General features: G+C 61.5%; 13 protein-coding genes. 8 read left to right on the top strand and 5 right to left on the bottom strand.

The window, feature by feature from the left end; all coding sequences use genetic code 11:
• Nucleotides 1–59: 59 nt before the first annotated feature.
• The 4 genes from mnmA to WE862_RS19010 all read left to right on the top strand — a co-directional run bounded on the left by mnmA (nucleotide 60) and on the right by WE862_RS19010 (nucleotide 4,595).
• Nucleotides 60–1,166 (top strand): tRNA 2-thiouridine(34) synthase MnmA, encoded by a 1,107-nt coding sequence (mnmA, locus tag WE862_RS18995; protein WP_005353619.1) that lies wholly within the window; start codon nucleotides 60–62, stop codon nucleotides 1,164–1,166.
• Nucleotides 1,167–1,189: 23 nt separating this feature from the next.
• The gene (hflD, locus tag WE862_RS19000; protein WP_041208876.1) at nucleotides 1,190–1,804 is read left to right on the top strand and encodes a high frequency lysogenization protein HflD; all 615 of its coding nucleotides are present in this window, start codon (nucleotides 1,190–1,192) and stop codon (nucleotides 1,802–1,804) included.
• A 124-nt stretch (nucleotides 1,805–1,928) separates the two neighbouring features.
• Nucleotides 1,929–3,299 (top strand): adenylosuccinate lyase, encoded by a 1,371-nt coding sequence (gene purB / locus WE862_RS19005; protein WP_042031526.1) that lies wholly within the window; start codon nucleotides 1,929–1,931, stop codon nucleotides 3,297–3,299.
• 165 nt (nucleotides 3,300–3,464) lie between these two features.
• Nucleotides 3,465–4,595 (top strand): cupin domain-containing protein, encoded by a 1,131-nt coding sequence (locus WE862_RS19010; RefSeq protein WP_042031527.1) that lies wholly within the window; start codon nucleotides 3,465–3,467, stop codon nucleotides 4,593–4,595.
• A gap of 67 nt (nucleotides 4,596–4,662) precedes the next feature.
• Here the strand turns inward: WE862_RS19010 and WE862_RS19015 are convergent, their stop codons facing one another.
• On the bottom strand, nucleotides 4,663–5,421 hold the full coding sequence (locus WE862_RS19015) for a GntR family transcriptional regulator (RefSeq protein ID WP_042031528.1): 759 nt from the start codon (nucleotides 5,419–5,421) through the stop codon (nucleotides 4,663–4,665).
• Nucleotides 5,422–5,573: 152 nt separating this feature from the next.
• Between WE862_RS19015 and WE862_RS19020 the strand changes: the two genes are divergently transcribed.
• From WE862_RS19020 to WE862_RS19035, 4 genes are all read left to right on the top strand, one after another.
• Nucleotides 5,574–6,596: an ADP-ribosylglycohydrolase family protein gene (locus WE862_RS19020; protein ID WP_042031529.1), complete on the top strand. Its 1,023-nt coding sequence runs from the start codon at nucleotides 5,574–5,576 to the stop codon at nucleotides 6,594–6,596.
• 2 nt (nucleotides 6,597–6,598) lie between these two features.
• Nucleotides 6,599–7,981: a purine-cytosine permease family protein gene (locus tag WE862_RS19025; RefSeq protein WP_042031530.1), complete on the top strand. Its 1,383-nt coding sequence runs from the start codon at nucleotides 6,599–6,601 to the stop codon at nucleotides 7,979–7,981.
• Between the two features lies 1 nt (nucleotide 7,982).
• Entirely contained in the window at nucleotides 7,983–8,927 is a 945-nt protein-coding gene (locus tag WE862_RS19030; RefSeq protein ID WP_042031531.1) for a PfkB family carbohydrate kinase, read from the top strand.
• 202 nt (nucleotides 8,928–9,129) lie between these two features.
• On the top strand, nucleotides 9,130–9,549 hold the full coding sequence (locus tag WE862_RS19035) for a hypothetical protein (RefSeq protein ID WP_042031532.1): 420 nt from the start codon (nucleotides 9,130–9,132) through the stop codon (nucleotides 9,547–9,549).
• A gap of 51 nt (nucleotides 9,550–9,600) precedes the next feature.
• On the opposite strand, the gene WE862_RS19040 is transcribed toward WE862_RS19035, so the two are convergent.
• The 4 genes from WE862_RS19040 to pdxH are packed head-to-tail and all read right to left on the bottom strand — an operon-like array spanning nucleotide 9,601 to nucleotide 13,051.
• Nucleotides 9,601–10,125 carry a GNAT family N-acetyltransferase gene (locus tag WE862_RS19040; protein WP_042031533.1) on the bottom strand — a complete coding sequence of 175 codons (525 nt, stop codon included), beginning with the start codon at nucleotides 10,123–10,125 and terminating at the stop codon, nucleotides 9,601–9,603.
• Nucleotides 10,126–10,157: 32 nt separating this feature from the next.
• Nucleotides 10,158–11,762 (bottom strand): GNAT family N-acetyltransferase, encoded by a 1,605-nt coding sequence (locus WE862_RS19045; protein ID WP_042031534.1) that lies wholly within the window; start codon nucleotides 11,760–11,762, stop codon nucleotides 10,158–10,160.
• Nucleotides 11,762–12,376: a glutathione S-transferase family protein gene (locus tag WE862_RS19050; RefSeq protein ID WP_042031535.1), complete on the bottom strand. Its 615-nt coding sequence runs from the start codon at nucleotides 12,374–12,376 to the stop codon at nucleotides 11,762–11,764. The genes WE862_RS19045 and WE862_RS19050 overlap by 1 nt, the downstream gene beginning before the upstream one ends.
• Nucleotides 12,377–12,412: 36 nt before the next feature.
• Complete coding sequence (gene pdxH / locus WE862_RS19055; RefSeq protein ID WP_041208889.1) at nucleotides 12,413–13,051, bottom strand: pyridoxamine 5'-phosphate oxidase; 639 nt, start codon at nucleotides 13,049–13,051, stop codon at nucleotides 12,413–12,415.
• Between the last annotated feature and the right edge of the window lie 140 nt (nucleotides 13,052–13,191).

The following is a 13,191-nucleotide window of genomic DNA, read 5'->3' on the forward strand; positions in this document are numbered from 1 at the left end:
CGGGGGCGCAAAACTCTGGTAGAATACGCCCCGTTTAAACGAACTGGTAACTTCGACTAATGACAGACAACAGCCAAATCAAGGTGATCGTCGGCATGTCCGGCGGCGTGGATTCTTCCGTCTCGGCCTACCTGCTCCAGCAGCAGGGCTATCAGGTCGAAGGCTTGTTCATGAAGAACTGGGAAGAAGACGACACGGACGAGTACTGCTCTGCCGCCCAGGATTTGGCTGATGCCAAGGCCGTCTGCGACAAGCTGGGGATGAAACTCCACACCATCAACTTCGCGGCCGAGTACTGGGACAATGTGTTCGAGCACTTCCTCGAAGAGTACAAGGCTGGCCGCACGCCAAACCCCGATATCCTGTGCAACAAGGAGATCAAGTTCAAGGCATTCCTCGAATTTGCTGCCGAAGAGCTGGGAGCCACCTACATCGCCACCGGCCACTATGTGCGCCGTGACGACAGCACCGGCCGCCCGCGCCTGCTGCGCGGTCTCGATACCAACAAGGATCAGAGCTACTTCCTCTACACCCTGAGCGAGAAGCAAGTGGGTCAGAGCCTGTTCCCGGTTGGCGATCTGGAGAAGCCGGAGGTGCGCCGCATCGCCGAGCAGCTGGATCTCATCACCGCCAAGAAGAAAGACTCCACCGGTATCTGCTTTATCGGCGAGCGCAAGTTCAAGGACTTCCTGGCCAAGTTCCTGCCCGCCCAGCCCGGTAAGATCGAGACCGTGGATGGCAAGGTGATCGGCGAGCATCAGGGTCTGATGTATCACACTCTGGGCCAGCGCAAGGGGCTTGGTATTGGCGGGCGCAAAGATGCCACCGAAGAGGCCTGGTATGTGGTCGACAAAGAGGTCGAACGCAACGTACTGGTGGTGGCGCAGGGCGAACATCCCCGCCTCTACTCCGATGGTTTGATTGCCAGCCAATTGCACTGGGTGGATCGCACCCCCATTCGCGAGCCGCGTCGCTGCACCGTCAAGACCCGCTACCGCCAGCAGGATATTCCCTGCCTGATCCAGCCCATCGACGACGAGACCATCCGGGTCATCTTCGACGAGAAACAGGCTGCGGTAACCCCGGGCCAGTCCGCCGTTTTCTACGACGGGGAAGTGTGTCTGGGTGGCGGCATCATCGAACAGCGTTTCAGCCATCCGGTTTGAGCCAATAGCAGAAGGCAGCATACGTGAGCGATAAATTCCAAGACAGAACCATGGCCTTTGCCGGCATCTGCCAGGCGGCCGCGCTGGTCCAGAAGGTGGCCCGCGACGGCAGCTGTGACGAGGCCGCCCTGCGCGAGAGCCTCTCCAGCATTCTGGTGACCAACCCGAGCCACCCCCTCGAGGTGTTCAACAACACCCATCTGGCCATTCGCGACGGCTACCGTGCGCTGGTCGAGCAGCTGGGTGCCGACGGCAGCCAGAAGAATGCCGAGCTGACCCGCTATGTGGTGAGCCTGATTGCGCTGGAGCGCAAGCTGGCCAAGCGCAAGGACATTCTCAACATGCTGGGTGAGCGGATCAGTCAGATCGGTCGCCAGCAACAGCACTTCGATCTGCTCGACGAGCAGATCCTGGCCAACATGGCGAGCATCTACAGCGACCTTATCAGCCCCATCGGGCCGCGCATTCAGGTGGCAGGCACCCCGCTGTTCCTGCAGCAGCCGCTGGTGCAGCACAAGGTGCGCGCCCTGCTGCTGGCAGGCATCCGCGCCGTGGTGCTGTGGCGCCAGCTCGGTGGCAGCCGCACCCAGATCATCTTCGCTCGCAAGAAGATGGTGGAACTGGCCAAGCGTTACTAATCATCGGCTTGCGCGCAGGCAGAGGGAGGACAAGGTGAACAGCCGCACATCCGCCTTGATGACGACTCAGCCCCACGCGCGAGTGAATACGGATCCCCCACACCAATCATCAGGAGTTCACCCCATGGAGCTGTCCGCGCTGACTGCTGTTTCCCCGATTGACGGTCGTTATGGCGACAAGGCCGATGCCCTGCGCCCTATCTTCTCCGAATTCGGCCTGCTGCGTTTTCGCGTTGAAGTCGAGGTGCGCTGGTTGCAGAAACTGGCCAGCCACGCCGGGATCCCGGAAGTCCCAGCCCTGAGCTCGGCCGCCAACGCCCTGCTCGACGGCATCGTCAGCAACTTCAACGAGAGCGACGCCGCCCGCATCAAACAGATCGAGCGCACCACCAACCATGATGTGAAAGCGGTGGAGTACTTCCTCAAAGAGAAAGTCGAAGTGAACCCGGAGCTGGCGGCTGTCAGCGAGTTCATCCACTTCGCCTGCACCTCGGAAGACATCAACAACAACTCCCACGGTCTGATGCTGAAAACCGCCCGCGAAGAGGTCATCAAGCCTTATTGCGAGAAGCTGATCGGCGAGATCAAGCGTCTGGCCCATGAGTACCGCGATATGCCGCTGCTCTCCCGCACCCACGGCCAGCCGGCAACCCCGAGCACCATGGGCAAGGAGATGGCCAACGTCGCCTACCGTCTGGAGCGCCAGTACAAGCAGATCATGGCGGTGGAGATCCTCGGCAAGATCAACGGCGCAGTCGGCAACTACAACGCCCACATCAGCGCCTATCCGGAAGTGGACTGGCACCAGTTCTCCGAGGAGTTCGTGACCTCCCTGGGTCTGACCTGGAACCCCTACACCACCCAGATCGAGCCGCACGACTATATCGCCGAGCTGTTCGATGCCATGGCACGCTTCAACACCATCCTGATCGACTTCGACCGCGATGTGTGGGGTTACATCTCCCTGGGCCACTTCAAGCAGCGCACCATCGCTGGCGAAATCGGCTCCTCCACCATGCCGCATAAGGTCAACCCCATCGACTTCGAGAACTCCGAAGGCAATCTGGGTCTGGCCAACGCCGTGTTCCAGCATCTGGCGAGCAAGCTGCCCATCTCCCGCTGGCAGCGGGATCTGACCGACTCGACCGTACTGCGCAATCTGGGCGTTGCCATCGGCTATTCCCTTATCGCCTATCAGTCCACCCTCAAGGGTATCTCCAAGCTGGAAGCCAACGACGCCGCCATGGCTGCCGACTTGGATGCCAACTGGGAAGTGCTGGCCGAGCCGATCCAGACCGTGATGCGCCGCTACGGTATCGAGAAGCCCTACGAGAAGCTCAAGGAGCTGACCCGTGGCCGCCGCGTCGATGCCGAAGGGATGCGTACCTTTATCGACACCCTGGAGTTGCCGGAAGCGGTCAAGGTTGAGCTGAAGAAGCTGACCCCGGCCAACTACATCGGTGACGCCCAGCGTCTGGTTGATCTGCTGAAATAAGCGGATAAATGACACTACCGGGGCCCTGTGCATGATCTGCAACAGGGCCCCGGTTATTTTATGTGGCACCCTATACACGGTTTGCAAGAGGGCTTGCCCGAGGCCGGCAGCCGCCTCTGGCAAGACCTCTCCTGACCTTTGTCGAACCCTTTGACGAGAAGATCTATGTACGAACTCAATCTGGATATCGCTCACTTCCTCGAGCACTACTGGCAGAAGCGCCCGCTCCTTATCAAGGGTGGCTTCAAAGACTTTCAGGATCCCATCAGCCCGGATGAGCTGGCGGGTCTGGCCATGGAAGAGGTGGTAGAGTCCCGTCTGGTCACCCGTTTCGACGGCAAGTGGGATGCGGCCCACGGCCCCTTCGAATCCTATGACCATCTGGGCGAAGAGAACTGGACCATTCTGGTACAGGCTTGCAACCACTGGGCCCCCGAAGTGAACGAGCTGGCGGTGCCGTTCCAGTTCATTCCGGGCTGGCGCTTTGACGATGTGATGGTGAGCTTCTCCACCCCTCACGCGGGTGTCGGCCCCCACATCGACAACTACGACGTGTTCATCACCCAGGGTATCGGCAAGCGTCACTGGCGGGTTGGCGATGCCAAGCCGCTCAACGAGTTTGCCGCCCACGCAGCCCTGCTGCACTGCGAGCCGTTCGAGGCGATCATTGACGTCATCATGGAGCCGGGCGACATCCTCTACATTCCGCCCGGATTCCCCCACGAAGGCTACGCCATCGAGCCCTCCATGAACTTCTCGGTGGGCTTCCGCGCGCCAGATGCCAAGGCGCTTATCTCCTCCTTTGCCGATCACCTGATCGACAACGAGGTGCGTACCGAGCGTTACGGCGATGCCGATCTCAAGCCCCGTGCCCGTCACGGCGAGATCCAGCCCCACGAGCTGCACCGTCTGCGCGAGCTGATGCAACAGGCCCTCGATGACGAGACCCTGTTCAAGGAGTGGTTCGGCACCATGATCTCCGAGGCCAAGCACGATCTGGACGTCAATCCGGTCGAGCCGGACTACAGCGCCGAGGAGGTAGCCGACCTGCTGACCCAGGGAGAGCCAGCCATCAAGGTACCGGGCCTGCGCAGCGTCTGGTTCAGCGGCGAAAGCCAGCAGTGCTATATCGATGGGGAAGCCTGGACTCTGCAGAGCGAAGATGCGGCCGCCATTTCCCTGCTGTGCGACAAGGACATCATCACTCAGGCCGACATGGTGGAGCTGGCCGATCAGGCCGGTTTCCTGCAACTGCTGACCCGACTGGTCAACCGCGGGTACTGGTTCTTCAACTGATCCAGTGATGACTGAACGATAAAAAGGCGCCTTATGGCGCCTTTTTTATTGCTATGTGCCCAACGGTTCAGCCGGGAATGGCGCCGCTGTTGAAGGTAAAGCTGTAGCTATCGCCACGGCAGAGGCTCTGGCTTACCTCGAGCAGCTCCCCCAGCGCCGTGTAGCTGCGCTGCATCACGGCCAGCACCGGCATGCCAACCGGCAATCCCAGCATGGCGCTCTCGGTCTGGCTCGGCACCTGCCGGCGGATCTGGTACTGCTGGGCAACGGGTTCAATCCCCTCCTCACGCCAGTGGGCGTAGAGCGAGCCCTCCAGCAGATCGGGACGGGGCAGGAACTGACGAGGAATATAGGTGGTCTCGATGGAGGTGGGGTCATCGTTGACGCAGCGTACCCGGCGGATCTTGGCGATCTCGGTGCCCTCAGCCACCCCCATCAGGGCGGCCTGCTCGGCGCTGGCGGCCACCAGCTCGCGCGCCAGCCAGCGATCGCTCAGCGCCCCGAGCTGGCTCAGCTGGGCGGTAAAGCTGCCACCGGCCAGATTGTAGGTAAACGGAGCGTGCACGACGGTGCCCTTGCCCTGCTGCTTGATCACCAACCCCTGCTCCGCCAGCAGGGAGATCCCCTTGACCACGGTGGCCCGGGAGAGGGCGAGGCTGTCGGAGAGCTGACGCTCGGAGGGGAGCACGCAGCCGTGGGGCAGCAGTTTGCGCTCGATAGCCTGCTGCAGCCCCTGCGCCAGAATGAGATAGAGCGGCTCATCCCCTGCACAGGCCAGCCGTTGTTTCAACTCGTCAAACAGGTGTTCAGCACTCTCTCTCTGCATGGCGCTCTCGTCTAAAGATGCAAAAACATAAACAAATGGGTCCAGTCCACTTTACTTTAAAATGCGTTATGGTTCACACTGGACTGGCACTGGATGTGTATAATACCCACTGGACTGCAACTGGACTACACAAAAAGGTGATCGATATCGTCATGACCCCATCAAGCTCTACCTCACTTCTACAGCAGCGTATTCTGGGTTGTCTCTATGGACAAGCGGTGGGCGATGCCTTTGGCATGCCATCGGAGCTCTGGTCCCGCGAGAAGGTGCGTGCCTTCTTCGGCTGGATCCATGACTTCCTCGACGGCCCCGAGGAAAACATCGCCGCCAACGAATTCGTGCGCGGCCAGTTTACCGATGATACCAGCCAGATGGTTGCCCTTATGGATGCCATCATCGAGGAGCAGGGGGAGATCAAACCACTGACCATCGCCCGCCACATCATGAAGTGGGCCGAGGGGATCGACGCCTTTAGCAAAAATATTCTGGGCCCGACCTCCAAGGGAGCCCTTATCGCCCTGCAGCAGGGGATCCCCCTTGAGGAGATCCAGGCCAACGGGGTGACCAACGGCGCCCCGATGCGTATCGCCCCCATCGGCTGCCTGATGCCGACCAGCGACAAGGAGGCCTTTATCGAGGCCGTGCGCCTTGCTTGCGTGCCGACCCACAAGTCGGATATCGCCATCGCTGGTTCAGTGGTGATTGCCTGGGCCATCAGCCGCGCCATCGAAGGGGCCAAGTGGGCAACCATTCGTACCGAACTGCCCCCCCTCGCGCAAGAGGTGCAGAGCCGTTTTGCTTCCACCTTCAGCGCCTCCCTTGGCCGCCGCATCGAACTCGCCTTCACCGCTGTCGACAAGGCACCGACCATCGAATCGGGTCTGGACGATATCTATGACCTGATCGGTTCCGGCATGGATGTGATTGAATCTATCCCCGCCGCACTGGGCATAGTGGAGCTCTCCGAAGGGGATCCCATGCTCTGCGCCCAGCTGTGCGCCAACCTCGGTGGCGATACCGACACCATAGGTGCCATGGCCACCGCCATCTGCGGTGCCCTCAGCGGCATCTCGGCCCTGCCGCTGGCAGCGCGCCAACTGATTGATCAAGCAAACCGGATTGACTTCGGCCCCTATGCCGAAGCCCTTGCTCACTATCGGCAACAGGACGTATGACTATGAGCCAGCAAGCAACCGAGATGCAGCCGGAACAGGCTTCCAGCGGCATCGATCTCATCCCTCCCCACGAGCGAACCAAGCAACCGGTGGAGCTCTTCTTCGTCTGGTGTGCCGCCAATATCGGCATTCTGGGGGTCGTCTACGGCGCCGTGGTGGTCTCCTTTGGTCTCTCCTTCTGGCAATCGCTGCTGGCGGCGATTGCCGGGGTCGCCTCCTTCGCGCTGGTAGGGATCACCAGCATGGCGGGCAAGCGCGGCCGCACCACCACCCTCACCCTCTCCCGCATCTGCTTTGGCAAACGGGGCAATATCGCCCCCACCGCCTTCTGCTGGATCAACCTGATGGGCTGGGAAGCGGTCAATCTGGTCACCGGTACCCTGACGCTGGCGGCACTGTTTGCCGCCACGGGGCTGGCGGAGTCCCACTGGATCACCGCCCTCTCCCTGCTGCTCTTTGGCGGCCTGACTGTGGTGGTCTCGCTGCTGGGGCAAAATACCGTGCTGATGATGCAGAAGTGGATCACCCGCACCTTCGGGGTGATGACCCTGATCGTAGTGCTCTATCTGATGGCCAACGCCAACTGGCAGGTGATCATGGCGCTCCCCTCCGGTGACTGGCTGACCGGCTTCCTGCCCGCCGTGTCGGTGATTGCCGCCGGTACCGGCATCAGCTGGGCCATCGCCGGCGCCGACTACAGCCGCGACCAGAGCGAAAAATCACGCCCCGGCACCATCTTCTCATCCGTGGTGGTGGGCGCCTCCCTGCCCCTCATCCTGCTGATGTTCGCCGGTATTCTGCTCACCGCCCAGATCCCCGATCTCGCCTCTACCGAGAACCCCATCGCGGCCATCGGCAAGCTGCTGCCGGCCTGGATGGCGATTCCCTATCTGGCCGCCGCGGTTGCCGGTATCGTCACCATCGCCGTGCTGAGCCTCTACTCCGCCAGCCTCAACCTGCTGAGCATGGGGGTCAAGCTGCGCCAGTCCCACGCCGTCATGCTGGATGCCGTGCTGGTCGTCGGCGTCGCGCTCTACGTGCTGTTTGTCTCCGGCGACTTCCTTGGCCCCTTTATCGCCTTCCTGATCTTCTGCGGCCTCTTCCTGGCCTCCTGGGCTGCCATCTTCATCCTCGATTATCTGGCGCTGCGCCGTCATCAGGGTTACGACTATCTGGCTCTCTACGGTGATACCGGGGTGCGCAAAGGGCCGCTGCTCTGCTGGCTCGCCGGCTCCATCAGCGGCCTGATGGTCACCAAGACCGGCTTTATCGACGGCCCGTTGGCCATCGGCGTCTTTGCCGACTCCAGCCTCGGTCTGTTTGTCTCGTTTGCCGTCAGTCTGGTGCTCTATGCCCTGCTGCTGCCCCGCATGAGGAGCGTCTGAGATGACTCCGCCCGTTCCGACCATGCCGGTCATGGTGATTGGCGCCGCCTTTGGCGACGTGATGCTGGAGATGAACCGCCTCCCCGTCTCGGGCGGCGATGAAGTCGCCCGCGAGAGCGGCCGCCAGATTGGTGGCTGCGCCTTCAACGTGGCTCGCGCCCTCGCACGGCTCGGCGCCCCGGTGATCAACGGTATTACTGTCGGTCAGGGCAGCTGGGGAACGGCGGTGGAAGCAGCGATGGCAGCGGAGTCGCTACCAGTCCAGTTGCGCGATCCGGCTCACGACAATGGCTGGTGTCTGGCACTGGTCGAGCCCGATGGCGAGCGTACCTTCATCACGGTGGAGGGGTGCGAGCAGTACTGGGATACCGCGGCGCTGAGTCGTCTGCTACCCGCAGGCACAGGTTGGGTCTATGCCTCCGGCTACGAGCTGACCGGTACCCAGGGGGCTCCGCTGCTGGAGTGGTTGCTCCAGCTGCCCGAGCGCATCACACCGTTCATCGATCCGGGTCCCCGCATCGGTGATCTGAGCGCTGACGAGATTGCCGCTCTGCTGGCCCGTGGCGCCCTCTTCTCTCTCAATCGTGAAGAGGCGGCCGTGCTGCTGGGGGCCCCCGCCAGCGCAGCAACTGTAGCCAGCTTCTGCCAGCAGCACAGGGCTGCTCTTATTGTGCGGGAAGATAAAGAGGGTGCACTGGTCGGCACCCCGGATGGTCAATGCCAGCGGGTACATCCCGTTGCGGTGACTCTCTGCGATACCGTCGGGGCGGGCGATGCCCACGGCGGCGGCACCCTGATGGGGCTCGCCAGCGGCCTGCCGTTGGCAGAGGCGGTTCGCCTCGGCAATCTGGTGGCCGCCATCGTGGTCAGCCGTCCAGGCGCCGATGGCGCACCAACCCGCGCTGAACTGGTCAATTACGACTTGCCTGTGATCACCGCTGCGTGATTACTTTGGCCCGCTCCGGCACCGCCGGAGCGGGCATTTTTTCAATGGCAGCAACCACTTCCCCCACACTGTTCACCTCCCCCCTCTGTCACAGACGATTTGCGAAGCTGAACCGGATCTTGACGGCTCTTCATCTGGTGTTTTATTGACCAGCGGAGAGCTAGTATTATGAGCAGGTTCCCGATCAGTCAGAGAAGCGATCATGCAAATCAACTCAGCCTCCATGCCCATCATGCGCCCCGATTACGGCAAATACTCCTCTTATCCCGAGGTCACACCGGAGCAGATCAATCAGGCGCAAAACAAGGTGCTGGACAAGAAAGACGAGGTTGAAAGTCAGCGTGAGGATCAGGCAACTGCCCGCCGCACCATGGCAGTTTCCTACTCGGCTGCGCAGCAGAACAAGGCGGTAGTCGAACGCTATATGGAAGCCAGCGATACAGAGAGCAACGAAAATAGCGGCCCGAGCGCCAGTGACGTCTATCAGGCAGCCAACCGCTACCAGCGCCAGCAGAACCTGAGCGACTACCTGCAATTCCAGCAGAGCCCGCTCGGCCAGCAGATGGGCAGTATGGTCGGTGAAGAGAAGCCCAAGGGCTCCCTGCTCGATATCACTGCCTGACAGACCAACATCCGCTAATGAAAAAGCCCTCTTCATGAGGGCTTTTTGCTATCAGTGAGATCCTTCCGCCACCTCGTCGGGCAACTCGTCAAAGAGAGGATGGTAGAGCACCTCGCCCGCCACATTGGCAAGACCACCCGGCTGCAGCTCCATCGCCATAAAGCACTCTGCCGGCACCTCGTAGATGCAGCGCAGGCCAAATTCGCTGGCGGGACGGAAACCGAAGCGACTGTAGTAGGCCGGATCGCCGAGCACCACCACCCCTTTCCAGTCCATCTCGAGCGCAGTATCCAGCCCTTCACGGATGAGATCGGAGCCAATCCCCTGCCCCTGCCAATCAGGATGCACCGCAACCGGTGCCAGCCCAAGCCAGGGCCCCTCGACACCGTTAATGGTGATCGGGCTTAGCATCAGGTGGCCCATGAACTCGTACTCTTCCTCTTCGACCATGGTCACCACGGCGGCACCACACTCGCGCAGACGGTTGACCAGCTCGGCCTCATCGGTGCGGCCAAAAGCGGCAGTGACCAGCTCATAGACCGGCAGCATGTCACCGGGGCGCTCGGTTCTCAACATCAGGTATTACTCCTCGTACAGCAGAGCGGCCATTATTCCACAAACTGCCTCTGCTCCTGAGCACCTTTGTCCAGAAATGGGAGGGTGCACTCAGGAAAACGATCGGCAAACTGCTCTCGCAAGGCTCGCCAGTTGTCCGGTGCAGGCTGGGCCAGCACCCTCTGATAGGCATTCAGCAAGGAGGGGGACTCCCGTGCCAGCCGCGCAAACGTCAGCTCCGGCCCCAGATGCCAGCAGCCATCCAGTTCATCCATCAGCTCCGGCAACTCCACCAGCAGCCTCATCAGTCGATGGCGCAGGGGAAGCGCGCTCTCAGCCGTCAATCCATCCCCCTCGGCAAGTAGCCGGATGATCCAGCCCAGCCGCTCGCGCCGCTCTGTCAGCGTCAGCAGAGTGGGCCCTTGGCGCAGCAGTGCCGCGAATTGCAGCAACCACTCCAGCCCCATATCCCCCTCATCCTTTAGCAGCACGCCGCCAGCATGGTGGAACAGCTCGGGCTCTGCTACCTCCAGTCGGGAGAGGGGATAGCAGTGCAGCTGATATCCCTCGGCCTCCAGCTGCGGATCAGTAAATAGCCGAGCCTCGTCAGCATCCATGTCGGCCAGAAAGAGGGAGATAACTGGCAGCGTCGCTTCGCACACAGCAGGATCGCAGAGGATCACTACCGCGATCCGCTCATCCGGCTGCCATCTGGCCAGCGCCTGCTGCAACGCTCCGGTCAGGGCTGGACGGCGATCCAGCCGCCAGTAGCGCACCTCGCACGGCTGATGGCCATCAATCAGACGCAGCCCCTGTTCAACCATGCCAAGCTTGGCCATCACCCGGCCAGAGGCCAGATTCAGCGGCATATGGCGAGCCGTGATGGCGGGCAGATGCAGCGGGTCAAATGCAAATGCCTTGACCAGTCTGGCCGCCCGGGTGGCAATGCCACGACCCTGCCAGGGGACACCGACCCACCAGGCCAGCTCGCCATTCCAGTGCAGCGAAATAACGCCGACAAGGGGCGCTTCTACCTCCCCTTGCGGCAAGGTGATGGCCCAGCTCCAGCCAAGGCCAAGCGCCGCTCTGCGCCAGCATAGGGCCAGCCAGTCGCGGGCCCCCTCCGGTGGATAGGGGTGGGGAATATTGAGGGTGTAGCGGGCGATCGCCTCATCGCTGCAATAGCGCACGATCTCTTGTTCATCCTCGGCGCGTAGAGCCCGCAGTTGCAGTGGAGCATCGCAATCTTGTTCCCGTAAAGAGGGTATCCGCAGGCGGCGTGCAAGCAGACGATTGAGCAGAGCGCCCAGATCCGCATGTGCATCCAGCGTCAGATCGGCGCCAACCGCCCCCAGCGTGAGCAGTCCCTGCTCCCGGGCCAGCGTCAGCAAGGAAGCTGAACCACTGAGAAGGATCTGCTGGGTAGGATCGGCGTGGTGTTGCGGCAACAAATCCCCATCAAGCCAGGCGGCCAGCAGGGCGCCGGGACAGATCACGCCATCAGGGGTCAGACCTGCCCAAGGGGCATAGTGGTGATCAAGGGTGGCGGCAGCCTCCTTGCCCAAGAGCAGCTGCCAGCGATGGCCCTGCTGCTGCCAGTGGCCCACTACCTCGTTCCAGTGGGGTTGCCACAGGCTCCCCTCGATCAACAGCTCCATCAGCCCGCCTGACAGGCCGCTGGCAGGCTCATGTGATGAGGATGCGCCTCGATGCGGGCAATCCAGTCACGAATGGCGGGCCACCCCTGCAGGGAGAAGATCCCCTCCTCCGCCACATGGGTGTAGGCGTAGAGGGCGATATCGGCGATGGTCGGCGCCTCGCCGCACAGATAGGGGCTCTTTTTCAGTTGTTGTTCCATCACCGCCAGCGCCTTCTCGCCACCGGCCTTCAGCCCGTCGAGCCGCGCCTCCTGCGACTCGGGCCGCCCCAAATAACGGACGATAAAACGGGCCACCGCAATATAGGGCTCATGGCTGTACTGCTCGAAGAACATCCATTTGAGCACGTCGGCCTGCTGGCGTGGATCGGTCGGCCACAAAGACGAGCCCTGCGCCAGATAGAAGAGGATGGCATTGGATTCGGCCAGCAGATCGCCGGGAGCAAGTTCCAGTACCGGGATCTTGCCATTAGGGTTCATCGCCAGAAAATCGGGGGTTTGAGTCTCCCCCGCTGCAATATCGACCGCCACCCACTCGAGGGGCAGTTCAAGCCAGCGCGCCAGCAACCACGCCTTGTAGCAGTTGCCGGAGCGCAGATCACCATGCAGACGCATGCACACTCCTTGTGAAAAACAGATTTGAGAAACCGCTCAGGGAGCCAGACGCTCGATATGCCAGCCATCCCCTTCACGGGTGTAGTAGAAACGGTCGTGCAGACGGTGTTCACCCCCCTGCCAGAATTCGACCGTCTCGATCACCACCCGAAAGCCACCCCAGAAGCTCGGCAGCGGCACTTCGCCGTTGGCAAACTTCTGTTTGAGCTCGAGAAACTTGGCCTCCAGCACACCGCGCGCCGAGATGCGGGTCGACTGTTTGGAGACCCAGGCGGCGATCTGGCTATCCTTGGGACGGCTGTGGAAGTACTTCATCACCTCGAAGGTGCTCATCTTCTCCACCCGACCGGTCACATGCACCTGACGGTCGAGGGTGTGCCAGGGAAAGAGCAGACTGATACGGGGATTCCCCTCCAGCTGATGCGCCTTGCGACTGCCCATGTTGGTGTAGAAGACCATCCCCTGGGTGTCGTAGTGTTTGAGCAGCACGGTACGCTGCCACGGCTGGCCATCGGCATCCACGGTGGCAACCACCATGGCGGTGGGATCGGTCAGTTTGGCTTCGCAGGCCTGTGCCAGCCACTTCTCGAACAGCTCGAGGGGCTCGGCGGGCAGATCGGCCCGATGCAGCCCGCCACGGGTATACTCCCGGCGCAGATCAGCAACATCCATCATCTTGATTTTCCTTCAAATAAATAATGGTTCCACGACCATCAAGAGAATGATTGCAGGCATTGTGCGCTGCCCTTTTGCCGGTGACAAGCCATAACGAACGGGGGAGGCTCTCGCCTCCCCCGTCCACTCTATGATGGGCT

The organism is Aeromonas jandaei, from assembly GCF_037890695.1.
Lineage (GTDB): Bacteria > Pseudomonadota > Gammaproteobacteria > Enterobacterales > Aeromonadaceae > Aeromonas > Aeromonas jandaei.